Consider the following 26,660-nt stretch of genomic DNA (forward strand, 5'->3'; position numbering starts at 1 on the left):
ATCTCACACCGAGGATGCGGATCTGTACTATCGTCTCCGGAGAGCAAGCGGTGGCGGCCTCAGCAACGATGGTGTAGATAACATCGTCGTGCAATGTGCGAAGGAATAGAGTGCGTTCATATCCAGACCGCCTGTGCCAACGCAAAATCAGGATCATCAGGGAGCACCAACATCCCTCGTAGGTGTGCTGTCAGTGCTTGGAGTGCCTGCTGATACGCTCGTTGCTTCTCCCTTTCGAGCAGGGTCCAGCTTCCATGGATCTGTCTTCGTCTCTACGAGAAGAAGAGGTATTTTGTGTCATCTTTTTTTTCTTCCTGTGATGTGAGAGATACTGCGACAAAAAGAGGCGCGAAGAGAGCCACAAGATATCATCTGGTAGCTCTCTTCCCCTTGTCTCTTATCCGATAAACATCGCGCCAGTCATGACCCCAACCGCTAGCACCGCCAAGACAAACCCGATAAGAGCAAAGCACCGGGCAGGAGCATCTCCTGTTTTCCCAATCGATAGGATTGCAGGACGTAACGCCCCATCGCCGATGCCCAGCAACACAATCGCAATCACCGATCCCGCGATGATGAAGCTACCCCAGGTACTTCCAAAGAGGTTAGAGAAGCCATTCGTTCTGGTGATCAGGATGAGGCCAAATCCCATTGTGAGCGTGCCAGTATAGGTCAACATGCGCACTGTGGCGATTGCGAGATGAACGAATGCCTCGCCTGTCCCTTGTGCAATGCGAGGCACGATCAGAAAGGCGAGCACTGCATAGCCACCAACCCACAATGTTGCACCCAGCACATGTCCATACCGGACAAGCCAATCCAGAAGGATCGTCACGTCTGTTCCTTTCATTTCCCCAGATGATCCTCTCTTGTTTCTGACAAGGGAGGATCATCTTCATCGCGCTCGGATGCAGCGTCATCATGGGAAGTGACCTGCTGCACCATCATGCGCCGACCAATGATCCACTCACCAAGGAGGGCTCCAGGTGATCCAGTCGTCAGCAAAACGACCAGCGGGAACCACCATCCCCATAGACCATCAATCGTCCCAGTTCCCACCATAGCGAGCAAGAGGAGGAAATTGATGCCGTGCAGCGGCCCTACAAGACGAACAATCTCCCTCTTCCCTCCCAGCGATGCGGACACAAGGACCACCAGGAGGATAAGGTCGAGAATGGTGGCCCATCGTATTAACCGTAAACGACGACGGGTCCGTTCTTGCTGCTGCCCAGTCATTATTCGTCAAATGGAGCAGTGGAAACATCATCGGCAAATCCTTGTTGGAACAAACCTGCAATGGTTGAGGTGGGCTTTCTCTCGGCCTGGGAGCGACACACCTCGATCAGACCCTTTTTGAAACCTAGGCGTGGATAGGCGGCAACCACCTGGGCGACGGCTTGCGAGGAGATGCTCTCGAGACCGCGTCCAATGACATCAACGCCTGCTCCGGCTCTCACAAGCGCAATCTCCGCTTGCTTCTGGGCAGCGACGAGGGAGAGATGCAAGGCGATAGCTTCACGTACCAGTGCAGCCTTCTCTAATGGCAGCCCATGCTCCTTCAGGAACGCATAGGCTGCATTGGCTCCGTCTATTTCAAAGGGCTCCGTTCCATCGAAGCGTTCGGTCAAGCCAAGATCGTGCAGCAGCGAACCAAGATAGAGAATCTCTCGGTCATAGTTCAAATTGGCTGCTTGTCCGAGCAGATCACCGAAGACAAACGTGCGCAGACAATGATTGGCGAGAAAAGCCGGGGAGACCTCAAGCAGTAATTCAGTGGCCTCTTTGGCGATGTTGCTATCAGGAATACGAGCAGTAAATGGATTCAATGGAAAAACCTTTCTGGGTAACGAAATACAGACGATTGGCGAAGCATTCCGCATCGCTCCACTTCTGATGAAGATGATGGCCGGGCGACCCGAGAGCCTATTTTCACAGGTCTGGGCCGCCTCCACTCTCTTCTTCTCATCCTATAACCTTATAGGACTTTCAAATTATATAGTAAGAAGTTCGAGAAAGCAAGTAAATGGCAAAAAAACAGAAGCCCCTACTTGCTTTTTCTATAGTTCGTGTGTTATACTGAACACATGATCAACAAGCGAAATTACCATCACTATTGCCCTCTGGCACATGCACTCGATCTTTTAGGAGAGCGCTGGACCCTTTTGATTGTCCGTGACCTGCTGCTTGGACCAAAGCGCTATAAGGATTTGTTGGAGGGCTTGCCTGGAATGGGCACCAACATTCTTGCTGCCCGTTTGAAAGAGTTGGAGCAGGCAACCATCATTCGTCGTCGTGTGCTTCCTCCGCCAGCAGGCTCAACCGTCTATGAATTGACCACCTATGGCCGAGAACTGGAGGACATCCTGATGACATTGACTCGATGGGGGGCAAAATCCCTTGGTCCTCGCCAGCCGGAGCAGTTCTTGCGCCCCGTGACACTGGTCCTGGGGTTGCGTGAGCGCTTCAAATCCGAGGCAGCGTGTCATCTTCAAGCGGTCTATGAACTGCGCTTTGAGGATGATGAGACCTATACCATACGCATTGCCAATGGTTCCCTTGAAGCGAGCTATGGAAGTGCCGGGAACCCGGACCTCGTCGTCACAGCCGATGTCGAAACGTTTCTCCAACTCCAGGAAAGGCACCTTTTACCACAGGAAGCCATGGCGAGTCGAAAGGTCCAACTCGACGGTAATTCCGATCTCTTCACACCTTTCCTCGAACTTTTTGATGTTGATGGGAGAAGCGCTGTTCCGTCTGGAGTTTCTGGAGCCTGCGATCAATAAAGACAATGGAAGGGAGATCACCCACTTTCCTTGATCAATCAGACTGAGCCGATAATGGAACTATGCCGAGAATAAGGAGGAGCCATGTGGGATGAGATTGCTGCCTGGCAGGAGACATTAAAAGAACGCCCCGATCTTTCTGCCAAAACGATTGTGCTTTACACTCAGGATGCTCGTCGCTTCGCCACCTGGTTGCAGCGGTTCTGTCAGAACTGAAAACACAAAATTTACCAGATTGTATGCTTCCCTCTCGTTCTCTGAACGATGAGGCCGCTTGGATGAATGATTGCAGAGCTGCAAGTCGTTCCAGGAAAGCCCGGCGTTGTTCCAGAAGTGAAACTGGTTCTCCTATCTCCCGACGCGGACGAAGATAATTGCGTCATTCGTCAAAAACACGACAGAAGCGGGCTGCAGCCTCGAAGCATCCAAAACCACGCATCGGATAGTATCGTTGTTTGATGCCCTAGTGATCTTGCTCCAGCCGATTATTGAGATACGTATTCGTTCGATGGAGTATATTGTTGCCTATCGCTTCACGGATTGCCTTGGGAGAGGATATATGCCCATCCGTTGTTACTTGATCGGGACTATGACCAACCATCTCAACTGCTTGCCGGAAAAACTGTTTGGCGGCATCCATATCTCGCTTTTCACTCAGTCGTGAATCGACCAGATTGCCATCTCGATCAATGGCCCGATAGAGATAACCCCATTTTCCATTGATTTTAATGTATGTTTCATCAACATACCAAGATCTCCCTGCTTGGCCACAATGTTTTTTTCGCAAGTGGTCCGCGATCAACGGAGTAAACCTCTCTTCCCAGCCTCGAACCGTTTCATGAGTAAAAACACAGCTACGCTCTAAACTCCCCTGCGAGCAGAAAATGCTGTTTTTGAAACGCCTCTCAAACGTATCTTGACGCTTCCCTAGCACGCCGTCCAAGCAAGCTTGTGATGAAAGCCCTGGCCAAGAAGCCGAGCGCTACAAGCAGCCAGTCGGTAATATCAGTCCGTAATAATGACTGGCCGCTTTGTAAAGCGAGATGCATTCCGAACGGCGCGCTGAGTGGCACATGACTTGCCTGTGGTTGTCAGAGACGACAGGTGCTGCTCAATTCGATGTCTCACTTCAAGAGGGGCCAGAACCAACACGTGCTGTGCCCTCAACATGAGCACACAGGAGAGAAACATCTCCATGGACGGACGCTCCTATCCCGAAAGGGAAAAACCTATCGCAGCAACCGTGCTCTTGCGCCAGATGGGCCGCTTCCTCATGCACCTGGTTCACTCGTTGCAATACCTCAGAAATTGGTCCTTCTTCCATCACAGTACTCCTCCTCGAGCACTCACTGAAACATGAGGATAAAGAACAGGCACTGCACAAAGCCCTCTATGAGGCAAATTGCGGAGTGGAGAAGCAACAGACCATCTATGCCCTCTCCCAGTATCTTCAGATCTACTTCCAACATCCCCTTCAACCTCTCAGGGCACAACAATCTTCAGGATTACACTTCCCTTCCCCATCGCACTCACCAGAGCAAACATAACGTTCATCCTTGTTCATACTCCTTGGTCGTGGTTCGTGGAAACTGGTACTCCTCTCCCCCTGGCTATGAGAACCAGGGAAAAGAGTCAGATAGCTCACGCCCCCTAGAGCGAGATACAGCAAGATCGAGGAAGTTTTTTCGCATTCATTATGTTACCATGAGCTTATACGGGATACTCAATGACAAAGGTCAATTCAAGGAGTCTTCTCTAAACACTCATCAGTATCTCGATTCACCAAATTTGGCCAAGAGGCCAATCATGGCGGAAAAACGCCAAGAATTCCAGTCAAAGGACACAAATCACCATGGTGATGATTACTGTTCATGAAGATTGCGGCAATGCACCTAAGAAACTCTTCTTGAAAGATTTTATCGTTGCAGCTGTCAGCAATGACAGTGCTTTTGTTGCCCGCAAAATTACCGACGATATCCTCTGGAACCTGGTTGGGCGCCGATGTATTAGCGGAAAACAGGACGTTCTTACACAACTTCAACGGTCTCGAAGTGATGAGGTTGTGGAACTGATCATCAATACGATCGTCACGCACGGATACAATGGCGCTGCCGATGGATTCCTGAAGTTCAAAGACGGGAAGACGGTTGCTTTCTGTGACGTCTACCAGTTCCGCGCCTCAACGAACAATGCACCCATAAAAGCGATAACAACGTATGCGATTGCGCTGGCGTAAAAAACTATCAATCAGCCTTGATGATCAGAAAGCACGGAGAAGGGTTGTGTTGCAAGAATGAGGGCGCGATGGTAACTTCTTCTTTATTTGAGGCGTAGCCGAGGAGTACCCTTGATGAGTCGTCAGCATTCATTCAAGTGGCGTCACTTTCAGCCCGACACGATTCTCCTCTGTGTGCGCTGGTACCTGCGGTATGTGCTCAGTTATCGTGACCTGGAAGAGATAATGCTCGAATGGGGTCTGCGTATTGATCACACGACGATCTATCGCTGGGTTCAGCGGTATGCGCCGGAACTGGAAAAACGCTGCCAACCATATCTCAAAGCATGCAACGACTCCTGGCGCGCTGATGAGACCAATCTTAAGATCAAAAAAAGCCTGGGTCTATCTCTACCGAGCCGTCGATTCCGAAGGGAACACACTGGAGTTTCTCTTGAGCCCGACGCGCGATGCCGAGGCAGCGAAACGTTTCTTCCTGAAAACACTTGCTTCGACTGCTCGTTTCGTACCTCTGGCATGTCCGGTTGCTGAGCAGGTGACTCAGCCTATAGCTCTAGCTGACGTCACAACCATCACATCAGCCCCTCGTGTAATCAACGTCGACAAGAACGCGGCCTATCCCAAAGCCATTGGTGAGCTCAAATCCGCTGGAGCGCTGCCTCAGCACGTGGAGTTAAGACAGATGAAATATCTCAATAATCTCATCGAACAAGATCATCGCTTCATCAAGCGGTTGACGAAGCCGGGGATGAGATTCTTTTCCTTCGAGACAGCTTGGCAAACCGTACAAGGCTTCGAGGTGATAAACATGATTCGGAAAGGGCAACTACAAGTCGTGAACAAAGGAGATGTGCGAGGCCAGAATGCCTTCATTGCCAGGTTCTTTGGAGTGGTCGCTTAAACGACACCAGGAAGAAACTTCATTCTTCTTTTGATTTCTTCATAATTCTTGCAACACAACCAGTCCAGCTGTCAGTATTCTCTTTCTTGCTCACGCGTGATTTTGGGCTCACAGTGCCGAGAGAGTGATAAGGTTTCTTTGGTCTTTGGATGCTCTGGCCCCAACGTGCGGGTTCGGATCTGCAAAGCACGGTCTAAGAGAGTTCGTGCCTCGGCTGTGAGACCTTGTACTCGTCTCATCACAGCCAGAGCATGCAGACTGGAGGCTGTTTCTGGGTGTTCTGGCCCCAACTGTTGTTCTTGAATGGAGAGCACACGAACGAACAATGGCTCTGCCTGCTTGTATTTCTCCTGATCACGATAGAGTATCGCCAGAGAGTACAAACTATTGGCCGTATCAGGATGCTCTGGTCCCAAGAGTTTCTCTCTGATCTTTAATGCTTGCACGTACAATGGCTCCGCCTGTTCATACTTTCCCTGGTTCCAGTAGAGGAAGCCTAAATTGTTAATACTGGAGGCCGTATCAGGATGCTCTGACCCCAAGAGTTTCTCTCTGATCTTTAATGCTTGCACGTACAATGGCTCCGCCTGTTCATACTTTCCCTGGTCTCTGTAGAGAGCCGCCAAATTATTTTTTGTTTTGGCAACCTTAAGATGCTCTGGCCCAAACTGGTTCTCCCTAATCTCTAATGCTCGCACATACAATAGCTCCGCCTGTTCATACTTCCCCTGGCTACAATAGAGTAATGCGAGGTTCCCCAGTGTGATTGCAATGAGCTCATGAGGCGTGCTCGATTCCTGTTCCAGGATATGCAGCGATTGCACATACAATGGCTCCGCCTGTTCATATTTTCCCTGGCTCCAGTACAACAGGCCCAGGTTCGAGAGCGTCTCAGCAGTCTGAAGATGGGAAGCATCTAGTTTCTGTTCCTCAAGCACAAGAACCCGTTGCAATAGGGGCTCAGCTAACTCATATTTGCCCTGTGTCCAATAGAGTTCAGCTTGCTTCTCTAATCGCTCAAGCAGTTTCTGTGTGTTCGGGTGAGACGCCTGCTCTTCTATCGCGACAGCTTGCCTCAACAATGGCTCCGCTTCTTTCACATGCCCACGTGCCAGTAAATAGCTTCCTGCTTTATACAGCACCTCACTAAACGCTATCACTGTTTCCTTTGCTTGCTCCAAGAGAGGGAGGCAAGCAAGGATATGCGGCAGATATCGTTCATAGTGCCCCCAGGTATCCGGTGTCACATCAGGCAACGTACGCTGGAACAGACGCGCGATCTGTTCACTCCACAGGCGCGTCTCCGTCGGCTCAAGGAGGTCCCGCACCACCATTTGCACCAATCGATGTACTGAGATCGTCTTTGTCTCGGGATGACGAGTCACCAGCGAAGCACTGCGCAAGGCAGCCAAGATGAGATTGAACTGATAGGGGTCTGCCACAGCGGCACTTAATTCAGGTTCCAGTTCAGAGCCCCCCGCCACGAGCAGATCTTCAGGAATGGTATCAGGAGAGAAGAAAGCACATAATTGGAGCAATTTGGGCGCAGTAGGGTGTTCCAGCGCAACCTGCTCTAGCGAGAGCTGTACGGTGGCCGTGACTGAAGCCGGATGGTTTCCCGTATGGAGGCCCCGATGCGCCAGTATCTCCTTACTTTGTTCATAGCACAACTGCAAATAGTCAGCTATCCGACATCCTGCTTCTTGCAGATAGGCACCTGCCTGGTCCAACGCGAGCGGCAAGCCCTCCAGAAAGCGCGTGAGCTCTCTCGCATGCACGATGGTTTCGTCGTTCTGTAAAGTCCCGGGAAACGCTTCTTGCTGGAGGGGATGCAGACTTGAGCGTGAGAGCAAGAGCGCAATACCCTCCTCCTCACTCATCGGTGGTAGCTCCAGCATCTGAACAAGGGGACCTAACGCTTGACGACGTGTCGTGAACAAGAGTGCTCCTTGCCTCAAGGGTGGGAGGACCGCCTGCAATATCGCTGGATCTTCCACATTATCGGCAATAACGAGCCATTCCTGATGAGAAGCGAGCCAGCGACGAGTCGCTGCAATGAGCAGAGAATGATCTGCAATTTCATACTCGGGAAGCCGTACAAGGAACGCAATCTCCTGCAAGCTCGCCAGTAGGCTCTCCGCAGTTTCTGCTGCCAACCAGAAGAGAGCGTGGTAATGCTGCCCGAAGCGATACGCATACTCGATCGCTGCCTGTGTTTTGCCAATACCACCCAGCCCAGAGAGAGCAAGCGTTTTCGTACGGGCAACGGACTGTTTTGTTGTCAGCAAACGATGGAGTGTTTGCAGAAGAGTTGTACGTCCAATGAAGGAGGGATTGCGTGCGTAAGGCACGCTCCAAAGAGGAGGAGGGGTGAGAAAATGCTCACTCTCCTCAATAGGAGAGGCTCCCAGCAAATGGCGAAAATCAATACCCAACTGTTGTGAGAGGCGCTCTCGCCAGATCTGTTGGGGAATAGTGAGATCTTGTTCCCAGCGACGCAGGCTTCTCGTTGAAGTGCCAATTGCCTCTGCAAACGCTTCTTGTGAAAGACCTTGATGTAGACGATGCCAACGGATATGCTGGCCTATACTTTTGAATGAAGATGGAGAGGAGGGCAGTATCTCTTCCTGTTTCATGAAACTTCTTTCTGAAGAAAGCCGATAAGGACAAAAACTGTCCGCTCTGTCCTCGTATTATAGCATCAAGAGCTATAGAATGGAATACAAGACAGCTCGTATCGCTCGTATAAAAGTGCATCCCTGTTATTCGAAGCGGATCATAATGTAGAACGCAGGTATTGTTTCATCCCTTGCACTCTAACGTAATGAAACCGTTGCGATTCTTAGAGGCAGTGAGGTCCGGAAACAAAACGGGAAGCGTAAATAGGCCTTATAGGAAGGAATGAACTGTAGAAAAAGAGGTGAATGAGGAAAGAACATAGATAAGAGGGAAAACGCCAATAGTTTTGACATCAGTAATAGAGAATGTGATGATGTATTCTCAACAGCACGACCGATAGAAACAATCGTCTTGGCGGTATCAAAAAACGGAGCAACGACAAGATAGGTTATGACCAGCATTTATCCCCCCTTGGCGAATTGTTGAAGGCTTTTCGCAAACAAAATGGATCGTTGAAACTGTGTATCATTGGCTCTCTTGCCATACTCAATGGTTGCTGATCTGGGGTAATCTTAACAATCTGGATGTACTGTTGCGTTTTCTCCCACCACTACAGCAAGGGTTACGCTGCTGACAACGCGTAATCAGATACTGCCCCCGGTCGTACAAGGGGCAGATTTTTGCTCACAAATACACAATCACTTTGTACCACTACTTCACCGCAGTAATGGTACTTGTGAAACATCATAGTTGCACGTAACCATGCAAGTCAAAAGGGTGAATATATAGAATCAATGTTTCTATGGATCCTATACACCGCCCTTTTCACTGTCTATATGCTCCTAGCAGAAGGGTAAATAGTTATGATTTTACTATTACAAGCTGTTACACCAGTATTTAGCGATATTGCTACGGTACTACAGCATCTTGACAAAATGGCCCCAAACCCTCCTAATGGAACAGGCCAAAACGCCTATCAACAGATTCTTGGTTTTGCCTCAAGTATCCAGGCGCTCATCCGAACTCTTGGTTTTACGTTTTTCCTCATTGGAATTGCGGTGGCTGGTATTATGCGTATGGTCTCCTTTGGGAGTGATCGCCGGGTCGCGCTCTCAAACATGGCTTTGACTGCGGCAGTTGTTGGTCTGATAATCATGTTGATGGGGGGTGCTCTATCAGGTGTTCTCACAACAGCCTTTCCTACTCCTACCCCTACTCCTTCTCCTTCTCCTTCTCCCAAGTAAAAGTATCGTAAGAGGTTTGAATACACAGCAGATTCTCTGCAATGCCGATGTGCACATCGGCATTGCAGAGAATCTGCTGTCAAGACTGCAAAAAATCTTACCGCCTCTTCTTGGTGCATCCCTTCCCCATATTGCACTCGCCCCGTCATATCCCACTTCTCGCTTACCCTGGCATGATTGCCCCTCTGTTGTGCGCCTGGTCACAACTCCCTAAGTACAATTCCACAATTTCTTCGGAAAAGAGGTGCACTATCGGGAGAAGGAGGGAAGCATGCCACGGCCATTAGAAATCCCGATGCTGACTGCACAAGAAGTGGAGGCTTTGGACAACCTGTATCGAACAACAGAGACGTGCGAGTGCGTACGCGCGCTCAAATCATCCTCTTAGCTGGAGAACAGCACTTGAGTGTCCCAGTCATCACAAAAATAGTACGTACAGATGATCAGACGGCGCGTAACTGGTTCAAGCGTTGGGGTGCCGAAGGAATTGAAGGATTGCAAGATCGACCGATGCCAGGAGCTCCATCGAAGATTACGAAAGGGTATGAAGAACAGCTCATTGCCAATGTGAGACGCCGGCCTCGGACACTTTCCCAACCCTACTCCATGTGGACCCTTCAACGCTTAGCCGATTACAAGGCTGAACAAACGGGCATTCGAGTCTCCTATCAAACGATCCGTCGGGTCCTCGCGGAGGCAGAAATCGTGCTCTCTCGTCCGCAGCATAAGATCAGTAGCCCCGATCCAGAGTATCTGATAAACGTGTTAGCAAAAGGCTGTACGCGTTTATAGAATGCCGCCAGCGTGCATTCTCCACTGATCGCATACCCCAGGAGCACGGCGACAAAGCCAATGAGATCGTAATGGCCGAACCGACGCCGGGCGAAGCGCACGTGTTCTTCAATGGCTGAAAGCACGCCCAGGCACCGAAGATAATGCGCGATTACGGTTACTTCCCCAAACCAGGACGGCGTTGAAGGCATTGATTGGGAAGAAGTTTGAAGAGAGACAGAAGCATCAGCGAGATTCACCATCCATCCTCCTTTCGTGGTTCGAGTTCACCATCAGGAGCATTAGAGGGAAAACGTCATGAGCTTGCGGCTCATGACGTTTGGGATGAAGTGTGGAAAACGATTTTCACCCATCACCAGGCAATGCGCTGGCGATCTCGAAAGAAGCTTCCTGTTGGCCCATCATCGGGTAACGTTGCCAGCCAGACAGGAGTGTCAGCTCCCTCAACGACCGTGCGGAGAGCATCTAGGTTGTGCGTCTCGGTGCGGACATATCCTGGACAGACAGCATTGACGAGAATATTTGTGCCCTGCAATTCTCCAGCGAGAGTCACTGTGAGGGCATTGAGTGCGGCTTTTGATACCCGATAGGCAGGAGCAAGTTCTGGAGGAGCCGCATTGTTCTCAAAGGCGGCTATGCCAGAAGAGACGTTGACAATCCGCCCGTAGTTCTGTTGTCGCATCAACGGCAAGAGCGCTTGCGTGAGATGCCAGACGCCAAAAAGGTTGGTTTCAAAGGTTGTTTTGATCGTTTCCATCCTGACCTTGCTTGCCAGATCATCATCGGGTTCGAGCAGAATACCAGCATTGTTCACCAATACATCAAGCCGCCCGACCGTCTTCGTGAGATACTCAACGAATTGCTCAACCTGCCGTGGATGCGTAATATCGAGCTGGTATGCCATTACAGAGAGTCCTGTAGCAGCAAGCTCCCTCGCCACCGTCTCACCATGAAAGAGGTCTCGCACTCCAAGCACAACCGTTAGACTATGCATTGCAAGTTGTCGCGCAATCTCGCGACCAATCCCACGATTTGCGCCAGTAACGACAGCAATACGTTGGTGCTCCATCATTGTTCTCCTTTGGCTTCTTCATTGTGGGGAGAAGGAAGCGAGGAATTTCCATGCTTTCGCCGCCATATTTCCTTCTGTTCCTGCTCTCCAAACAAAGAAACGGTTGTTGTGTTTGTAGCAAGAGTATACGAGGTAGATGGATGAAACAACATCACCCACCAGGATGAAAACCGAATGATTGGAGCACGCTATGAAAGAAGGCGTAGGGAGCGAGCCGCTTCGCTGGCAGCCACACGATTGTTGACGCCTAACTTCCGATAAATACTCTGCACTTGAGTGCGAACCGTATTCACAGAAACGACGAGCGAGCGGGCGATTTCTGGATTGGAGTGTCCGGCAGTCAGCAGGGAGAGCACGCGCTGTTCTTGTGGTGAAAGCAGCTCAAGCAGCGACAAAGATGCTGGAGAAGGCAGAGGAGGCTGTCCTGGCTCGGAGGCAAAAGCGTGTAGAATTCTCCGCAGGTAAGCACGCAGAGGCTTTTCATGTACATTGCCCAGAAGATGACGCAGTAATGGAACAATCACTTTCCCCTCATCAAGAAAGAAGCGGAGATATTCCTCACTGCATGCCTGTCCCAGAACAATACATGCCTGCTGGCGCGCCGCGAGCATCTGTTTGAGAGCCGCGTATGCAAGTGCCATAAGAAGATGTATTTCGAGGACACGCCGCACCCGTCCCGCCTCCTGCGCAGATGGAAGCAGGCGTTGGAGCTGTTCTAGTGCCAGATGTGCCTCTCCTGTGGAAAGCCGTAGCCGCACGTGCAAGAGTTCTTCTTGCTCAGCAACGGCTGGCGTGCGGAGCCTGCGCTCCTGCTCGCCAATGAGCCTCAGGTAGCTGCGCTGGACCGCTGCGACATCTCCCATATCAAGTTGAAAGCGAGCCTGCAAGAGCAGCGCCTCCTGGTAGAGCGGCTGAAAGGGTTGCAGACAGACGAAGAGCCGGGCCAGATGTTCTTGTGCCTCCGTTCTGTGCCCCAAGGCATGCTGGATACGGGCCAGGTGGAACAGCACATGTCCTTGCAGTTCCTCATCTTCCATGCGTTCCGCAAGCGTAGCTGCCTCCTGCACATACTGCTGTGCCGTATGCAGATCATTGCATTCATAGGCAAGCTGTGCCAGGTACAAGAGGGCCGGTCCCATATCTGTCGGATCGTTTTGTGCTCTGGCTTCGTGGAGTACATGTTGATAGTAGGCCGCCGCCTGATGGAGCTCTGCCTGCTCGAAAGAGACCTGCCCAAGCAGCAATGTTGTTACACGAGCAATGGGGCGATTGCCAATGGTCTTGCTGAGCGTACAGGCTTCACGAAAAAAGCGTCGAGCGGCGTTCAACTGGCCCTCGCGTTGGGCGAAGAGGCCCATGATCCGCATGCAGGTACTTCTCCAGGCCAGTTGTTTCTCTGGTAAGCAGTCCAACGCCTGTCTTGCCCAGTTAACTGCCTCCTGCATCTCCTCCTGACTGCTACTGGCGAGGAGCGCGCGAAAGGCAAAGACCTCGCCAAGCCGAGCTATGTCACCCGAGGCCTGCCAGGTGTGTTCGGCCTGATGGAGTGGTTCCTCGAGCAACGCGCGAAAGTGGGTCCGATTGGCCTGGAGGTGAAGGTCGGCGACGTGAATGAAGAACTGGGTGATGGCATAACTCAAGCACAAAGTGGGGTACTGTTTGAGCACATTTTCAGGCAAGTGTTTCAGCCAGCGAGAGAGTGTTGGCACATACATCAGGGCATTGAAATCGATGATGTGCGTCATGAGGGTCGCCGCGTGGACAGCATCTTGCGCCTGGAGGGCCGCTTCAACCGCCTCTTCAAGCAGGCCGTGCTCCTCATACCAGAAACTTGCTTTGCACAAGACCAGACACAACGCCTCCTCTCCCAGGCGCTGACGTGCCTCACGCCGCATCGCTTCCGCAAAGAGCGCATGGTAGCGATACCAGTGGCCGTTCCCATCCAGCGACTCCAGAAAGAGGTGTGCCTGGTTGAGCGTGGAGAGGAGGTGCTCGCTCTGATCATCGCCAGCCACGGCTGCGCACAGGGAACTCGTCAGGCGGCTGAGAACACTGGTCAAGAGCAGAAAGCGCTGCAGCGGTTCTGGTTGTGTATCCAGCACTTCCGTGACAAAATAGTCGAACACCGATTGCTGCTCACCGCTAAAAGTAGATAACAGGGTTTCTACCTCGGCCTGGTTCGCTCGTCCTTGCAATAGGAACGTCAGCAGACGCAGCCCAACAGGCCACCCTTCCAGACGAGGAGCGAGCTGCTTAATAGCCTCGGCAGAAAGCGCGAAAGGGAGTTCCTGGTGCAAAAAGGTCTGCATCTCTTCCACCAAGAAGCGCAGGTCCCCTGCAAGCACTTCACACAGTTCGTTGCACGCCCGCCACCGGGGTAGGGGAAGCGGCGGGGCGCCACGGGCAATCAAGATGAGATGAAGCGTTGGGGGCAGATGGTCAAGGACAAAGGTCAGTGTTGCGTGAATGCGCGGTTCTGTGATGACGTGATAATCATCCAGGATGAGCAGACCATTTCCCTCGTAGCTAGCGAGGTCATTGAGGAATGAGGTCAGGATCGTTTCTAGAGGAACAGATGGAAAAGGAGGCTGTGACGCCACTGATAACCAGGAGAGGACAGATTGACCGATACCTGGCCGAAAGACTTGGCAGGCCGTGACCACATAGCTCCAAAACCGGACGGGATCAGTATCATCAGTATCCAGTGAAATCCAGGCTACGCGCTCAGTTTCCTTTTCGCGTGTGTGCCTCATACTGACCCATTGGCGGACTAGTGTTGTTTTGCCAAAACCAGCAGGAGCTGAGATCAACGTCAGCTTTCGTTGCAAACTGGCGTTGAGCCGAGTCAGCAGGTGCGGGCGAGCAACTAGTGAAGCTTGCAGACGGGGAAGGCACAACTTTGGTTCCAGCAAGGGTGCGAGCTTTGGCATGGGGACAGGGGTCAGCGGTAAAGTGGGCGGTTGTTTGTTGCCAGTAAGACGAGAAGCACATTCTTCTAAGTGCGCGAGCATCAGATCTTCACTGCGCCCCACATATCGCTTTCTGGTACGCTGATTCTGAGTACGGTACGCGTACCAGTAGCCAGCCCCGCGCTTCCTGTTCTCTTTGCGCAGCGTGAGATGACCATATTGGCCCTGGAAAGCAAAGGACGAACAGGTAGCAAGCCATGCAAACCAACGCTCATCCTCTCTCTGAAACAGATGAGCGCCTGTCTGTCCCTGAGAAGAGAGCGCATAGACCTGCTGTTCTGGAATCCAGGTCAGGAGATACGGCGCAGCCTTTGGCATACGATCTCTCTCCTATGAATGCAAGAATTACCCAACACGTTCATGTGGATGAATATAGCAGATCAGGTTGATTGTTGCAAGATGTGAACATGTGTGGGAGGCAAGCAGTTGGGTAATTACCCATCGTGCGATTCTCTCGATGTTCACGCTTCACTTCGCCTGGATAGTGATCTCAGCGTTACCAGTCGATCAGGATTGCAGAAAAATCGCCTGCAAGGAAGAACAAGGGAGAAAGATGTGTACCGATTGCTCAAGTCAATATGAAAAGAAGCCTCTTTCTGAACGCTTTGCTGCTTGTTGAGATCTCGTTGCGCAATCCGTGGGCCCCTAGGCACCAAAACGCAGCGTGGTCTCGCCCCACATTGCTGCTTGCAAACCTCCACCCTCACTCAGATCACTTACGACAGTTCTCGATACAGATGGGTCAGAGCCACAAAAGATTTCGCTCTCTTGTTCCTGTCGCATGGGCTCTTCTTCTTTCGCTATAACTGTCTCTCGAGGAAGGGAACATCGCACTGAGTCAAAAGTCTTGCTTCAAACAGGACTGTAGACCCACGACAATGTATTCTCTCAGCTGTATCCTTGCATGACATACCTGTGCCCCTCTGCACGCTTGAAGAAACGCGAAGGAGCACAACAAACATCTTCAGAGAAAGGCCATTGCTGAAAAATGCATCACAACAGCAAGATTTCTTCCGGCACACCTCCTGAACAAGGGCAAAAAACGTGGGCGGGATATACATCCTTTGGGTGGGTTGTCATATTCATAGCATTTCATGTGTATTGGGCATATGGGGGCCGTTTGGGCTTTGGCGATGCTTCTGCTCCTCTTCCTCCTTTCCCGCACGATAGAGTGAGTTGGATCTCCTTTTCTATCGTCGTTGCCATGTTTGTTGCCGGTACGCTTGTTCCTCTTGCGACGGTTCAATCATGGGGTCGATCACTTCCTCGCTGGATACTGCTCTCGGCATGTTGGATTGGATCAATAATACTGACGCTTCGAGCAGGAGCATCAGTTATCGACGATTTGTCCCGATCCACAGGTCTTCTCCCAAAGGGGATTACTGGAATGACATACGCACAAATCACCGGCGATAGCCAGATAACTGCGTATACCCTCTGGTCAGGTCGAGCCATAGATGCGTATTTTCTGCTTGGAGGTATCCTCTATGGATTTGCAGCCTGGTATTATCAGTACCAATTCCATGGGCGAATTTTCAAACCCTGAATAAGGGACCTTGTGGAATTGGCCCAGAAAACTGTAGCTCCTGAACTTGGTAATTAGCTCATATGTGAGTGGTTCGAAGCTCGTGATCCAAGCACGGCTCAAGGGCTCGGGGATGCGCTGGAGGCGAGCCAACGTCAATCCTATGCTCACTTTACGCAATGGCGTGTGCAATCAGCGCTGGCTGGAAACATGGCAGACGGCGAGTTAGCAGCGTCGATTCTGTCAGAACTGAGAACTCGAAGGCTCACAGAGAGAAGCGATGTATCTCAAACAGAGCTGTTGTCCTATGAGGCCGAGGCAAAGAGTACTTGCAAGGTTGCAAGCCTCTCATGAAACGCTCGTCGTTTTTCTGCCAGCGACACCGTTTCTCCCTTGTATTGACGGAAACGGAGGTAATTTCGCAATTCATCAAACGCCAAGCAGAAGCGATGTGCTGACTTGAAATTTCCAAAGCCACTGAACCTTCGTCGGTGGACGAGTTCGATCTATGACTGGCTGACACAATTAACTCTTGACTCCACGAACTCAGGCCGTGTGACGATGGATAACTTGATGAAGCTTGTGCTTGCCGCTCTCGAAAAATCTTATGAAGCGAAGGGCACCGATGTGCAAGAGAAGTGGCTAGAGCAGGCAGCAGAGCTGCTTGTGCTGCGCCACGATACCTTTCAGATTATTGACGGAGAAGGACCAGAGGCCAAAACGGACCAGGCATCGGGGACGGAGAAAGATACCGCAGGTGAGATACCAGCCAAACAGGTTGCTTCCCCAAACGAGGAACAAATGCCTCCGTTACTTCCTACAAAACAGGAAACACAGACACCACCTCAGAAAAAGGAGGAATCGCAGCCCATTGCAGCAGGCAATTGCACGTTTTCGGGGATCGTGTCCATTGCCTTCCAGCACTTCAATCAGAGTGGCGTCTCGGTTGTGGAATGCCCTGGTTGTGGGAGAGCATGGACACTTTCGCCAGGCGGTGGAGTGTTGCGCTTCAAATCGCATCCCAGACGGAAAACGAACACGCCCAATACCGGACAGCAGCGGGCCAGGGGAGAAGGCGAGACGGATTGGAACGTGGTTGGAGGGTAAGGAAACTCTTTATGCATGTTCGCTATTCAGATCTGCATTTTGCCTTACCGGCACGTCTCGAAGCTGAGTGCGGTGCAGGCAGGGATGATCACTGAGGAACGCTTACTACGTAGTATATGAGCCACCTGGAAGAGCATCTTTGGCATGGAACATCTCTTTGTTAGGATGTTTCTCTTTTACTATAGCTTGGCAGATGCACCACTGAGGAGATATCATGAACAAGAGAACAAACATTGCCCTCCTTTTTCTAGGCAACCTTCTCCTTCTGATTGGCTTTTTCTTTTTACCCTGGTACATTGTTCCTTTTCATACTCACGGGAATCTTTTAGAAGGCCCCTCTGCGTGGAATCTCATGACTTTTCCCTTCGTCGCTCAACCCAGCCCTAAACTCGGAGCATTCCTTGTGACTCTTCCTTTTTGGCTCCTTGCTGCACTTATCATTTTTGAGGTAGGAGGAGAAATGTGGACATTGTGGCGTCGTCAAAGGATTTCTCCTCATCGATTGTACAACAATATCGGCCAAATAGGCCTTCTTTGGATTGTAATCATTTTCATCCTTTCATGTCTTGATTTTGCTAGCTTAGGATGGCGTAGCATCTTGATCAATGGAAGTGGGCTTGGATTCTGGTCTTGCCTCATCGGTTTTTTGCTTATTGGGGCAACAAGATTACCGCTGCTTGGCATGCAGCGTCTATCTACGCGCGGTCGCGTGTAGACTTTGGCATTACGCAGATCTGGCTCACTCTCGGTGATGCCGCTTGCTTGATTCAGTTTCATTCGTGAGTATGTTCTTCTCTGTGGGGTGATAAGATTACCAAGGAGCCATTCAATTTCAGGTGCTGATCCATATTATTCGTTGCTGAAAGTGAAAAATCAGCATCACGAGCACCCAAAAATGAATGGTCTCCTTTTTGGCAAAAGAGGGATTAGGTTAGAAAAAGGGGTACTGGGTTTCCCTTTTCTCCCCGTTTGTCCTTAGCGTACAGTTTTCAGGTTTCGGCACGCTGTCCCCTGGAACACCTCGCCCCACTCGCGCCTTGATTCTTCATTTACAACATGCCGATGGAAGAAGCTAGATAGGAAGCGCTTTTTCAAACGACAATGATTGTGTTGACCATTCTTTGCGCTGATTGACCACTCGTGACCTCAAAACCTGACCGCTCTCTTCGCCTTATTTACCATCTCGCTGGCATCCATTCACGGGCAGCATTGTGTGCGCAAAGTTCGCCAGAACGGGACAGTGCGTCTTGCCGAAGGAAACTACTATGTGGATCTCGATCAGATCGGGCAATATGTTGATTTGTGCGTTGATGCCCAACAGCAAGTCTTCGTCATTCGGCATCGCCAGAAGCCTCTCAAGCAGGTTCCTATCAAAGGATTGCACAAAGTACTCATGCCGCTCGAGCAATTTGCGGCTCTGATGTGCCAACAAGCGCTTTCTGAGCAACGCCGTCTTCAACAGACCCGACAGCAATGACCGCTCTCATGTCCTAAATGGGGTCTCTCCGTTTTTCCCCCTCTAAATTACTCTAAGGGCAGAGAGACCAGATAATCAGTTCATTTTTTACTCTAAGCTTGCTATCTCGGTAGGGCTGTGGGATGATGTGGCTAGACTGGCGAAAGTCGCCTGCTTGCCACGACAGGAGGAACAATGAACCAAACCAGAATAGGGCTCCAGGCCACTCTCAACGGAGATCTGACGAAGGCCGCACACGCTGCGGTGCCGGTGTCGGTCGAGGAATTGGCGCGCGATGCTGCTGCCTGCGTGGCAGCAGGGGCGCGTGCGATCCACCTCCACCCCCGTGATGCCGAGGGACGCGAACGGCTGAATGCGGGGATCGTCGACGCGGTCGTCATGGCGGTCCGCAACGCGTGCGGGGTCCCAGTTGGTGTATCGACTGGCGCCTGGATCGAACCCGATCTCTCACGCCGACTCGACTTGGTGCGAGCCTGGAGTGCCCCCGACTACGCGTCGGTCAACATGTCTGAACCAGGCTCGCTGGAGGTCATGATGGCGCTGATCCAGGCGGGGGTTAGCATCGAGGCTGGTGTCTGGACCGTCGAGGACGCCGAACGGCTGGCTGCGTCTGGCTTGGGCGGACAAGTCACCCGTATTCTGGTTGAGCCGGTCGCGGTCAGCGTCGCCGATGCGCTCGGCTTGGTCGAAGACATTCACAGAGCGCTGGACAGGCTCGGCCTGACGGCCCCACGCTTGCAGCATGGTGATGGCGAGGCTACCTGGGTGCTACTCACCGATGCGATCCACCGCGGTCTGGACACGCGGATCGGGCTTGAAGACACGCTCTACGAGCCCAGCGGCGAGCGCACGACGGGCAACGCGTCACTCGTGCGCGCCGCTGTGGGTTTAGGTGCCAGCACCGCATAGAACCCGCCCCACAGAGCGATCATGCGAAGGTTTCCGTTACACTGGCTGCAAGTGAAGGAGTCCCAGGATGCGTGTGAAAACCACTCAGAGTGAGAGATTTTTACACTGTATCCTGGGACTCCCTCAATCTCTCAATGAGGGAAAGGCAGTTTTCTCTCAGTTTGGACCACTTATGAAATTGGCCCATATGGCCTCGCTACGTATTTGCCTTTCAAATGACGCTAAGGTGTATAGAAAAGAAGATTAGGACAATTTCCTATGTTCTGACGTCCATGCATATTCCAAAAACACGCTCTAAGGGGCTTTAGCTTTAGTGGTGCATCCGCTAAGTAACGCGTGTAGCGGCGGCCACAGCAATACCGGGAGAGGAGGCCGACGGGGCTGATGGCGACGCCGTCCCCACACATATGGATGACGATGCCCATTCCAGTAGCTGGTGGCCTGTTCCACCGCCTCAGCAATCTCCTGCCAGCTTTCAAAGCGTCGCCCTTTCAACGCCAGGGAGTGTAAGGGTTTCCACCAGGGCTCAATCAGATTGAGGGAAGTGGCATAGATCGGCTGAAACACGAATTCTCAACGGAGATGAGTCAAACAGAAAAGCAACACGTCGGTGGCTCGATGCATAAAGAGATCGTCCAGAACAGCGTAGGTCCACTGCGTCTCAGGCCCAATCCATCTCTCCACCTGCTCAAGAAAGGCAATCCAAGGTTCCAGAGCCCTACGAGAAAACGGGGCAGTGAATGCCTCACTGCTGGACGAAATGCTCCGTAAATATATCCTTTTGCGCGGTGGTCGTCCTGACTCAGGCAGTGGTGTTTGTGTGTGGCCTAGTTATTCCCATCGGGCAATAGCGTGAATCTGAGCAGTTTTACACCTGTTAAGCCTGGGGATGCGTCTGCAGAGCCAGCCAGGAGCCTAGCATCAGGAACGCAACCATCATTGCATAGGGCATGAGCACCGACAGGCTGAAGTGTTGAATCAGATTGCCAGCCAGCCAGGGAAAGAAGGCAGCCCCCATGCTCCCCACGCTGGTCATAAAGCCAATGGCGCTAGAGAGCAGGCGTGAGGAGAGATATTTCGCCATCAAGGAGATGATTGTCGAGAAGATCGGTCCCAGACAGAAGCCCACCCAACAGAAGGCGATGGCAACGACGATATTTATCGGCAAGAGCCAGGCGACAAGCAGGCCAATCACCACACCAATCCCACAGCTCTGGATGGCACGCTTCTCGCCGACCCGCTCAATGAAGCCACCCAATAGCATGCGTCCCAACACGAGGCCAAGCCAGTAGCCACTGTTGGCCCAGCCGCCAAGCAGAGGGCTCAAGCGTCGTCCCTCGATCAGATAGCTGTAACACCAGCTCCCAAGACTCACCTCAAGGCCTACATAGAGCAAGAGGAAGAGTGCAGCGATCCAGGCAATGGGGAGGTGCAGCGTCGCCACGAGCACATTGCCTTCACCCTTCGTCTCTTCCATTTTACTACCGTTGAGAGGCATTTTGAAGGTCAGCGCGAGACCGAGCAGCACGAGCAAGCCCAGAACCCACCAGCAGGTGTAGACCGTGTTCCAGGGTAGTCCGATGACGAGCCAGGTGGAGACAAACGTCGGCCCCAGCAGCGCACCGATACCATAGGAGGCGTGGAGGTAGGTGAGCAGGACTGTTCTCCTGGGCAGAGAGGCGATGGAGGCGTTCAATACCGCTTCGAGGATGCCAGAACCACAGCCAATCGGGACAAGCAGCAGCGTGAAGAGCGCAAACGGCGGCAACAAGCTGAGGCCTGCCAGACCCAGGAGGAAGAATACCATCCCTAGCAGCAATAAACGCCTTGTGCCCAGCAGTTCACGCAATGGCCCGCTAGTCAAGGCGGCAATCAGGAAGCCTGTGGTACCGCAGAGGAAAGTGAGCGCGACTGTGGCCTTATCCACGTCGTACTGCGCCTGGATGCTCGCAATGAGAACACCGCTAGCCGCATCATTGAGTCCAATCACCAGAAAAACGAAGCAGACACAGACGATCTGTTTCGCTGACACCGACAAGCGAGTCGGCGTCGAAGATCGTGTTTTGAGCATGTCGTCATCCAAACTAGAAAGAGTAGAGACAGAGAGACCCGTTCGATGGCGATAGTCATCAGTATGAACGAATCGTCATGAGGGCAGTGTAGCGCACATCGGAGTCGCTGTCTTTCTCTTTTAGTGCCAGATCTTTAACGTTTTCGCTCATCGGCACCTTCTTTGACGGGAAACGTCAGGAGATGCTGCGTGGCCTGTCGCCGGTACTCTTGAGGAGAGAGGCCGGTGTGCCGTTTGAAGAAGAGGCTGAAACTATGAATAGAAGGGAAATGCAAACGTTCGGCGATCTGGGAAATGGAAGCAGGAGTTTCACGCAGGTAGAGCTTGGACCAGCCCAAACAGACCGTGCGCATATAGCGGCCAAGTGGTATCCCCAGACAGCGGTGAAATTCGCGGGCAAGATGGGAGCGACTCAGGTGGACTTTTTCGGAAAGCTGCTCGATGGTCAGTGAAGATCCACGAGCAGCATGAATGGAGTTCAGGACTTCGCGTATGATAGGAGATAATAGGACGTCTTTGCGATCTTCCATCTGCCCGGTATATTCATAAAGGCGAAGGACCAACACGAGCAGGCGCAGGAAGAGACTTTGGATCATTTCGAGGGCATGCATCTGTTGCTGTTGAAGCTCCGTCAACAACTCACTGAAGGTGTGTCGAAGTGTTTCTTGCAGGTCTGGGCAAATACGATGGATGCCGAGTTGGTAATAATCGGTTTCAAGATGACTCATGGTGTCCAGTTCAAAACCAAGATAATAGAGGCGATAGGGAGTATCTCCACGAGCGGCTCCCTGGTGGATCTCCCAGGGTTTGGTGAGGAAGAGATCGCCCTTCTTGACCGCATAGACGACATCATCAATGGCGAACCACCCCTCTCCCTTGTCCACGTAGCAGAGCTCAAAGTGATCATGATAATGTGGGCGAACCTGCCACGTCTGGCGACTCACGACACCAACATAGGTCAAGCTCTCAAAGACGAGCGCGAAAGGAAGATTGATACAGATCTCTTGATCCCTGTGGTCTATTCCTGAAAGAGATGGCTTCAACGCGTGACGCACTGGCTCCCGAAAAATATTTATGTTGTTATATGTCGATGATTTTGTCATCGTGTCTTCCTGCCTCTTCATCGTAGTTCTCTTTGTACGAAAGAATAGATCCGCATGGAGACAATACTACCAGAGAAAGCTCCTGTGATCCAGGGTCCTTCCTCTTTTGGCGTATTGTTCTTCCCGATGGCCATTTTCATTCCGATTCTTTATTCTGTTGTGGTAAGCAAATGCGAGCTCATCACCATGGCCGCTGGGGCCATCTTTAACCCTCTTCCCATCTTATTGCGCATCCCGTGGGTAGATCGTTCACAAAAACGCCAAGTACACAGACACCATCTTCAGCGTCTCCTGATCACCTGATACCAAGCGAATCTCTTGCTATCGGGCGAGTACATCTTGATCGCACTGCGTGGTAGGCAGTCTAGCAGATAGTATGTATGGAAAAAGCAGCGTCGTATGCTAGAGCAATTCTGCTTCTTGCTTGCCTATGCACTCCTCATTATGATACACTCATCAATGTTGGGTGAGTAGGACTGTTATACCCAACTCTCGAAGGGATTTCAGCAACAAGGATCTATGCCTAAACTCTCTCCGCATGTGCTCGCATGGTCAGAAGCGCAACAGTGCTACACATTATCGACACATGGTCAGCTAGAATACTCCTTTGCGCGAACAGACGAACAGGCATGGCAAAGCTGGCTGCATAAACAGACCTCCTTTTCATTCCAGACACAGGCAGGGCATGTCAGCATCGTCAAAGAGACCCGCTCACGAGGAACAGGCTACTGGTATGCCTATCGCTCGGTTGGTCGGCATACCATAAAACGGTATCTCGGACGTGCAGTGAATGTCACCCTGGTGCACCTGCAAGCGGTGGCTCAGGCACTTACCAACGATCACTTCATTCCGACACCCCAGGAAACGCAGAGGGAAGCTACCTCTCCGCTTCCCCTTGTATCGGATCAGGATGCTCCCCCCACTAAAGCAAGCAGGCAAAAGGAATTTGCCCCGAGCCGTACCGAGAAGTCAGTACGTCACACACAACCGAATCTCCTGCTGAAGCGTGCTCGTATGGAGCGGGGCTGGTCACAACAGGAGGTCGCGGATCTCATCGGTGCGCCCCAAGCCTTTATGGTCAATCGCTGGGAGAATGGCGTGGTTTTTCCCGGCCCCGATTACCGCAAGAAGCTCTGCGCGCTCTTCCAGAAAGATCTCAAGGAACTTGGCCTGATAAGACAAACCGCCACCAAGTCAGAGATCGTTGACATGCCTGATACAGAAGAACCGACTTTCGATCCAGCCATCCCTGTCTATCTCTCTCATCAGCAGAAGTTGATTGGTCGTAACACATTGCTCGAGGAGATCAAAGCGCGATTACATGATCCGATCATCCACCGCGTCGCGTTACAGGGCTTACCTGGCATTGGCAAAACCACCCTGGCTGCTGTACTGGCAATCGATCCAGAGATCCAAGAGCGTTTTGCGCACGGTGTCTTATGGGCCGGACTAGGACCCAGGCCACATCTGCCATCCCTGTTCAGTCGCTGGAGTCGTTTGCTTGGAATCAAAGGAGGGCAATCTCTCACCACGAGCGATGCCTGGTCCCACCTGATACGAGATACCATTGGGATGAAATGCATGCTCCTGGTTATCGATGATGCCTGGACAATTGAGGATGCCCTGGCTTGTATAGTTGGAGGACCAGCATGTGCCTATCTCCTTACCACACGATTCCCAGAGGTAGCTGCGCATTTCGCCGGGCATCAGATTGTCCAGGTTCCAGAACTGGGAGAAGCCGAGGGGAGAGCACTGCTCATCGATTATGCGCCCGCTCTGCAAGAGATGGGCGAGCAAGAACTGCACCCCTTAATCCAGGCAGTAGGTGGCCTGCCTCTCGCGCTCAAATTGGTCGGGCTGCATGTCATGCTTCAATCACGCCATCATCAGAAGCGCCGTCTTCAGGCGACCGTGACCCGCTTGCTCCAGGTAACCGAACGTTTGCAGCTTGCTCAGCCCCAGGCGGGAGTTGAACGTGATACACGTCTCCCCATCGGAACCCCTCTGACACTGCAAGCCATTATTCAGATGAGCGAGGCAGTCCTCACCGAGAGGGAGACGCAGGCTCTTTATGCGCTCTCGGTCTTCCCAGCCAAGCCCCATAGCTTCTCCGAAGATGCCGCGCTAGCAGCCATCGATGCGGACCCTGATTTACTTGATCGCCTGGTAGACGCCGGATTTGTTGAGGTTAATGGCGATCGCTATCACCTGCACCAAACGATCGCAGATTATGCCAGAAGTCGACGCACAGACCATCAGGCGGAAATACGATTGGTTCGCTATGTCGCGCGCTTTATCGAACAACATCAGGATCAGAACATGTTGCTGGGCCAGGAGAACCAGATCATCTTTGCCGCCCTGGAACTTGCCCACCAATGGCAAGAGTACGAACTCTACTTAGAAATGATGCTTCATCTGTCCTCCTATTTGCGCGCAAATACACCCTATGATCTGGCCGAGCAGTATTTCCAACAAGCCTATGAGCTTGCCAGCAGCAAAGGCGATCCGAGGGTTCGAGCGCGCATTGCCCACAACCTGGGCTTAATTCTACGCGAGCAGGCAAATTATCCAGAGGCAGAGGCGATTCTGAGAGCGGGGCTGGCTCTTGTTCCGCAGGATACCCCTGTGAAGAGCGCACTTTCCTCCGCACTTGGTACGGTGCTCGCGCAGCAGGGCCACTATGCAGAGGCGGCTACATACATGGATGAAGCCATCAACGTCGCTGAGCGCCTGGATGATCCTTGGCTTGTCCATTATTACGAAACCAGGGGCATTCTGGGTCTGAGCCAGCGAGACCTGCCAAGAGCAGAGCACTATCTGCTGAAAGCATACCACCTGCTCGCCCATCAAAAGGAGCAAAGGTTCGCGGTAAACATCGTGTCAAATCTTGGAATGCTCTCTATCCACAAAGGCGACCTCACCCGTGCCTCATCCTATCTCCAGCAAGCACATAGCGACGCTCAGGCCCTGCTGCTGAGCGACTATCGTATGTCTCTCGACTATCACCAAGGCGAGATCGCTTACCTCCGAGGGGCATATACCACGGCCAGGAGCCTGTATGCTCAGGCATTGGAACAAGCAGCAACCCTAAATTTGCAACGGTGGGTCTTCTGGTGCCACCTGAGAATAAGCCTGGTTGACTGTAAAATGGGTCACTTTGAGCAAGCTCAGGCTGCCCTTCAGTATGCTAGCGAACATGAGGGCGAAAAGAACCGAGCGTTTAGCCTCTGCCAGTTTCTCGCAGCCCAGGGATTGGTGCTCCTATCGCAACATCATCCTGGAAGAGCACGCGTGCTCTTCCAGGATGCTCTAGAGCAGGCGCGCCAGATTCAGCACCAGGCCTTCATTTGCGAATATCTGATACAGCTTGCCATCGCCTACCAGAGAGAGGGCGATATACAGGCGGCTCATTGCCACCTTGAGCAAGGCTGGACCATTGCGCAAAAGCTTAACATGCCCATCTTACGCGGTGAGGCGCTTCTTGCTCGTGGTGAACATGCACTCTTGCAAGCCGAACATTCACAGGCCAGAGAGCAGTTTGAGGAACTCCTGAGCACGATCCCCCATGATTTCACCGAACTCATCGCACATGCCCATGCCGGGCTAGCTGCCGTAGCTGCCACACAAGGTCTCTACGGCGAAGCCCGGCGACAGGGGCAAACCGCGCGTGCCCTCTTTGAGAACATGCAACATTATCAGGCACAAGACATATGTGACTTTCTGCACACCGTACCTCAAGAGATATAAGTGCTTGCCTCCATTTCCACGACAAAGCATTCATCGATAAGCATGGTAGCTTTCGAGGCGCTATCAGCCCTGAATATATCAACTTCGCCTTGGTGAAAGTTGATA

23 protein-coding genes and 4 pseudogenes are annotated in these 26,660 nt (G+C 52.0%); 14 read left to right on the forward strand and 13 right to left on the reverse strand.

Going from position 1 to position 26,660, the window contains the following annotated elements; translation table 11 throughout:
• Nucleotides 1–397: 397 nt before the first annotated feature.
• The 3 genes from K3T82_RS42445 to K3T82_RS42455 are packed head-to-tail and all read right to left on the reverse strand — an operon-like array spanning nucleotide 398 to nucleotide 1,826.
• Nucleotides 398–850, reverse strand: coding sequence for a hypothetical protein (locus K3T82_RS42445; protein ID WP_220199510.1), 453 nt, complete (start codon nucleotides 848–850; stop codon nucleotides 398–400).
• Nucleotides 847–1,236 (reverse strand): hypothetical protein, encoded by a 390-nt coding sequence (locus K3T82_RS42450; protein WP_220199511.1) that lies wholly within the window; start codon nucleotides 1,234–1,236, stop codon nucleotides 847–849. Before K3T82_RS42450 ends, K3T82_RS42445 begins: the two co-directional genes overlap by 4 nt.
• On the reverse strand, nucleotides 1,236–1,826 hold the full coding sequence (locus K3T82_RS42455; RefSeq protein WP_220199512.1) for an HD domain-containing protein: 591 nt from the start codon (nucleotides 1,824–1,826) through the stop codon (nucleotides 1,236–1,238). Before K3T82_RS42455 ends, K3T82_RS42450 begins: the two co-directional genes overlap by 1 nt.
• A 258-nt stretch (nucleotides 1,827–2,084) precedes the next feature.
• Here K3T82_RS42455 and K3T82_RS42460 point away from each other — a divergent pair, with 258 nt between their 5' ends.
• Together K3T82_RS42460 and K3T82_RS49520 are read left to right on the forward strand one after the other, a co-directional pair.
• Nucleotides 2,085–2,783, forward strand: a complete 699-nt coding sequence (locus tag K3T82_RS42460) for a winged helix-turn-helix transcriptional regulator (protein WP_220199513.1) — start codon at nucleotides 2,085–2,087, stop codon at nucleotides 2,781–2,783.
• Between the two features lie 84 nt (nucleotides 2,784–2,867).
• Nucleotides 2,868–2,999, forward strand: a complete 132-nt coding sequence (locus K3T82_RS49520; protein ID WP_268886738.1) for a hypothetical protein — start codon at nucleotides 2,868–2,870, stop codon at nucleotides 2,997–2,999.
• 52 nt (nucleotides 3,000–3,051) lie between these two features.
• On the opposite strand, the pseudogene K3T82_RS42465 reads toward K3T82_RS49520, so the two are convergent.
• Nucleotides 3,052–3,648: pseudogene (locus tag K3T82_RS42465) on the reverse strand (IS6 family transposase); the annotation flags it as partial.
• A 264-nt stretch (nucleotides 3,649–3,912) separates the two neighbouring features.
• Nucleotides 3,913–4,107: a hypothetical protein gene (locus tag K3T82_RS42470; protein ID WP_220199514.1), complete on the reverse strand. Its 195-nt coding sequence runs from the start codon at nucleotides 4,105–4,107 to the stop codon at nucleotides 3,913–3,915.
• 528 nt (nucleotides 4,108–4,635) lie between these two features.
• On the opposite strand from K3T82_RS42470, the gene K3T82_RS42475 reads away from it, so the two are divergent.
• Nucleotides 4,636–5,019 carry a hypothetical protein gene (locus K3T82_RS42475; RefSeq protein ID WP_220199515.1) on the forward strand — a complete coding sequence of 128 codons (384 nt, stop codon included), beginning with the start codon at nucleotides 4,636–4,638 and terminating at the stop codon, nucleotides 5,017–5,019.
• 114 nt (nucleotides 5,020–5,133) lie between these two features.
• A pseudogene (locus tag K3T82_RS42480) lies at nucleotides 5,134–5,920 on the forward strand (IS6 family transposase).
• Nucleotides 5,921–5,991: 71 nt separating this feature from the next.
• On the opposite strand, the gene fxsT reads toward K3T82_RS42480, so the two are convergent.
• Nucleotides 5,992–8,556: an FxSxx-COOH system tetratricopeptide repeat protein gene (fxsT, locus tag K3T82_RS42485; RefSeq protein ID WP_220199516.1), complete on the reverse strand. Its 2,565-nt coding sequence runs from the start codon at nucleotides 8,554–8,556 to the stop codon at nucleotides 5,992–5,994.
• 846 nt (nucleotides 8,557–9,402) lie between these two features.
• Here fxsT and K3T82_RS42490 point away from each other — a divergent pair.
• Entirely contained in the window at nucleotides 9,403–9,783 is a 381-nt protein-coding gene (locus K3T82_RS42490) for a hypothetical protein (protein WP_220199517.1), read from the forward strand.
• Nucleotides 9,784–10,185: 402 nt separating this feature from the next.
• On the forward strand, nucleotides 10,186–10,575 hold the full coding sequence (locus tag K3T82_RS42495; RefSeq protein ID WP_220199518.1) for a helix-turn-helix domain-containing protein: 390 nt from the start codon (nucleotides 10,186–10,188) through the stop codon (nucleotides 10,573–10,575).
• 352 nt (nucleotides 10,576–10,927) lie between these two features.
• On the opposite strand, the gene K3T82_RS42500 is transcribed toward K3T82_RS42495, so the two are convergent.
• The 3 genes from K3T82_RS42500 to K3T82_RS42510 all read right to left on the reverse strand — a co-directional run bounded on the left by K3T82_RS42500 (nucleotide 10,928) and on the right by K3T82_RS42510 (nucleotide 15,399).
• Complete coding sequence (locus K3T82_RS42500) at nucleotides 10,928–11,647, reverse strand: SDR family oxidoreductase (RefSeq protein ID WP_220199519.1); 720 nt, start codon at nucleotides 11,645–11,647, stop codon at nucleotides 10,928–10,930.
• 188 nt (nucleotides 11,648–11,835) lie between these two features.
• Nucleotides 11,836–14,934 (reverse strand): winged helix-turn-helix domain-containing protein, encoded by a 3,099-nt coding sequence (locus tag K3T82_RS48705; RefSeq protein WP_236031894.1) that lies wholly within the window; start codon nucleotides 14,932–14,934, stop codon nucleotides 11,836–11,838.
• Nucleotides 14,935–15,261: 327 nt separating this feature from the next.
• Nucleotides 15,262–15,399, reverse strand: coding sequence for a hypothetical protein (locus K3T82_RS42510; RefSeq protein ID WP_220199520.1), 138 nt, complete (start codon nucleotides 15,397–15,399; stop codon nucleotides 15,262–15,264).
• Between the two features lie 205 nt (nucleotides 15,400–15,604).
• Between K3T82_RS42510 and K3T82_RS50625 the strand changes: the two are divergent.
• The 3 genes and pseudogenes from K3T82_RS50625 to K3T82_RS49525 form a co-directional block, all read left to right on the forward strand.
• Nucleotides 15,605–15,946: pseudogene (locus K3T82_RS50625) on the forward strand (DUF3995 domain-containing protein); the annotation flags it as partial.
• 57 nt (nucleotides 15,947–16,003) lie between these two features.
• Nucleotides 16,004–16,162 (forward strand): hypothetical protein, encoded by a 159-nt coding sequence (locus K3T82_RS48710; RefSeq protein ID WP_236031895.1) that lies wholly within the window; start codon nucleotides 16,004–16,006, stop codon nucleotides 16,160–16,162.
• Nucleotides 16,163–16,244: 82 nt separating this feature from the next.
• Nucleotides 16,245–16,370 (forward strand): hypothetical protein, encoded by a 126-nt coding sequence (locus K3T82_RS49525; RefSeq protein WP_268886734.1) that lies wholly within the window; start codon nucleotides 16,245–16,247, stop codon nucleotides 16,368–16,370.
• A 76-nt stretch (nucleotides 16,371–16,446) separates the two neighbouring features.
• On the opposite strand, the pseudogene K3T82_RS50630 reads toward K3T82_RS49525, so the two are convergent.
• Nucleotides 16,447–16,617: pseudogene (locus tag K3T82_RS50630) on the reverse strand (IS6 family transposase); the annotation flags it as partial.
• Between K3T82_RS50630 and K3T82_RS42520 the strand changes: the two are divergent.
• From K3T82_RS42520 to K3T82_RS42535, 4 genes are all read left to right on the forward strand, one after another.
• Nucleotides 16,601–17,248: a hypothetical protein gene (locus tag K3T82_RS42520; RefSeq protein ID WP_220199522.1), complete on the forward strand. Its 648-nt coding sequence runs from the start codon at nucleotides 16,601–16,603 to the stop codon at nucleotides 17,246–17,248. The pseudogene K3T82_RS50630 and the gene K3T82_RS42520 overlap by 17 nt on opposite strands.
• Nucleotides 17,249–17,462: 214 nt before the next feature.
• On the forward strand, nucleotides 17,463–17,963 hold the full coding sequence (locus K3T82_RS42525; RefSeq protein WP_220199523.1) for a hypothetical protein: 501 nt from the start codon (nucleotides 17,463–17,465) through the stop codon (nucleotides 17,961–17,963).
• 498 nt (nucleotides 17,964–18,461) lie between these two features.
• Nucleotides 18,462–18,725: a hypothetical protein gene (locus tag K3T82_RS42530; RefSeq protein WP_220199524.1), complete on the forward strand. Its 264-nt coding sequence runs from the start codon at nucleotides 18,462–18,464 to the stop codon at nucleotides 18,723–18,725.
• A gap of 174 nt (nucleotides 18,726–18,899) precedes the next feature.
• Entirely contained in the window at nucleotides 18,900–19,634 is a 735-nt protein-coding gene (locus K3T82_RS42535; protein ID WP_220199525.1) for a 3-keto-5-aminohexanoate cleavage protein, read from the forward strand.
• A gap of 294 nt (nucleotides 19,635–19,928) precedes the next feature.
• Here the strand turns inward: K3T82_RS42535 and K3T82_RS42540 are convergent, their stop codons facing one another.
• The 3 genes from K3T82_RS42540 to K3T82_RS42550 form a co-directional block, all read right to left on the reverse strand.
• On the reverse strand, nucleotides 19,929–20,201 hold the full coding sequence (locus K3T82_RS42540; RefSeq protein ID WP_220199526.1) for a hypothetical protein: 273 nt from the start codon (nucleotides 20,199–20,201) through the stop codon (nucleotides 19,929–19,931).
• A 310-nt stretch (nucleotides 20,202–20,511) separates the two neighbouring features.
• Nucleotides 20,512–21,705 (reverse strand): MFS transporter, encoded by a 1,194-nt coding sequence (locus K3T82_RS42545; RefSeq protein WP_220199527.1) that lies wholly within the window; start codon nucleotides 21,703–21,705, stop codon nucleotides 20,512–20,514.
• Nucleotides 21,706–21,839: 134 nt separating this feature from the next.
• Nucleotides 21,840–22,808: a helix-turn-helix transcriptional regulator gene (locus K3T82_RS42550; RefSeq protein ID WP_220199528.1), complete on the reverse strand. Its 969-nt coding sequence runs from the start codon at nucleotides 22,806–22,808 to the stop codon at nucleotides 21,840–21,842.
• 519 nt (nucleotides 22,809–23,327) lie between these two features.
• On the opposite strand from K3T82_RS42550, the gene K3T82_RS42555 reads away from it, so the two are divergent.
• Nucleotides 23,328–26,555, forward strand: a complete 3,228-nt coding sequence (locus K3T82_RS42555; RefSeq protein WP_220199529.1) for a helix-turn-helix domain-containing protein — start codon at nucleotides 23,328–23,330, stop codon at nucleotides 26,553–26,555.
• The last annotated feature ends 105 nt before the right edge of the window (nucleotides 26,556–26,660 follow it).

Source organism: Ktedonospora formicarum, from assembly GCF_016587355.1.
Lineage (GTDB): Bacteria > Chloroflexota > Ktedonobacteria > Ktedonobacterales > Ktedonobacteraceae > Ktedonobacter > Ktedonobacter formicarum.

Coding starts and splice junctions, on each gene's coding strand:
- K3T82_RS42445 (WP_220199510.1), bottom strand. CDS start 850: ATGAAAGGAACAGACGTGACGATCCTTCTGGATTGGCTTGTCCGGTAT.
- K3T82_RS42450 (WP_220199511.1), bottom strand. CDS start 1,236: ATGACTGGGCAGCAGCAAGAACGGACCCGTCGTCGTTTACGGTTAATA.
- K3T82_RS42460 (WP_220199513.1), top strand. CDS start 2,085: ATGATCAACAAGCGAAATTACCATCACTATTGCCCTCTGGCACATGCA.
- K3T82_RS49520 (WP_268886738.1), top strand. CDS start 2,868: ATGTGGGATGAGATTGCTGCCTGGCAGGAGACATTAAAAGAACGCCCC.
- K3T82_RS42470 (WP_220199514.1), bottom strand. CDS start 4,107: ATGGAAGAAGGACCAATTTCTGAGGTATTGCAACGAGTGAACCAGGTG.
- K3T82_RS42475 (WP_220199515.1), top strand. CDS start 4,636: ATGGTGATGATTACTGTTCATGAAGATTGCGGCAATGCACCTAAGAAA.
- fxsT (WP_220199516.1), bottom strand. CDS start 8,556: ATGAAACAGGAAGAGATACTGCCCTCCTCTCCATCTTCATTCAAAAGT.
- K3T82_RS42490 (WP_220199517.1), top strand. CDS start 9,403: ATGATTTTACTATTACAAGCTGTTACACCAGTATTTAGCGATATTGCT.
- K3T82_RS42500 (WP_220199519.1), bottom strand. CDS start 11,647: ATGATGGAGCACCAACGTATTGCTGTCGTTACTGGCGCAAATCGTGGG.
- K3T82_RS48705 (WP_236031894.1), bottom strand. CDS start 14,934: ATGCCAAAGGCTGCGCCGTATCTCCTGACCTGGATTCCAGAACAGCAG.
- K3T82_RS42510 (WP_220199520.1), bottom strand. CDS start 15,399: ATGCGACAGGAACAAGAGAGCGAAATCTTTTGTGGCTCTGACCCATCT.
- K3T82_RS48710 (WP_236031895.1), top strand. CDS start 16,004: ATGACATACGCACAAATCACCGGCGATAGCCAGATAACTGCGTATACC.
- K3T82_RS42525 (WP_220199523.1), top strand. CDS start 17,463: ATGAACAAGAGAACAAACATTGCCCTCCTTTTTCTAGGCAACCTTCTC.
- K3T82_RS42535 (WP_220199525.1), top strand. CDS start 18,900: ATGAACCAAACCAGAATAGGGCTCCAGGCCACTCTCAACGGAGATCTG.
- K3T82_RS42545 (WP_220199527.1), bottom strand. CDS start 21,705: ATGCTCAAAACACGATCTTCGACGCCGACTCGCTTGTCGGTGTCAGCG.
- K3T82_RS42550 (WP_220199528.1), bottom strand. CDS start 22,808: ATGACAAAATCATCGACATATAACAACATAAATATTTTTCGGGAGCCA.
- K3T82_RS42555 (WP_220199529.1), top strand. CDS start 23,328: ATGCCTAAACTCTCTCCGCATGTGCTCGCATGGTCAGAAGCGCAACAG.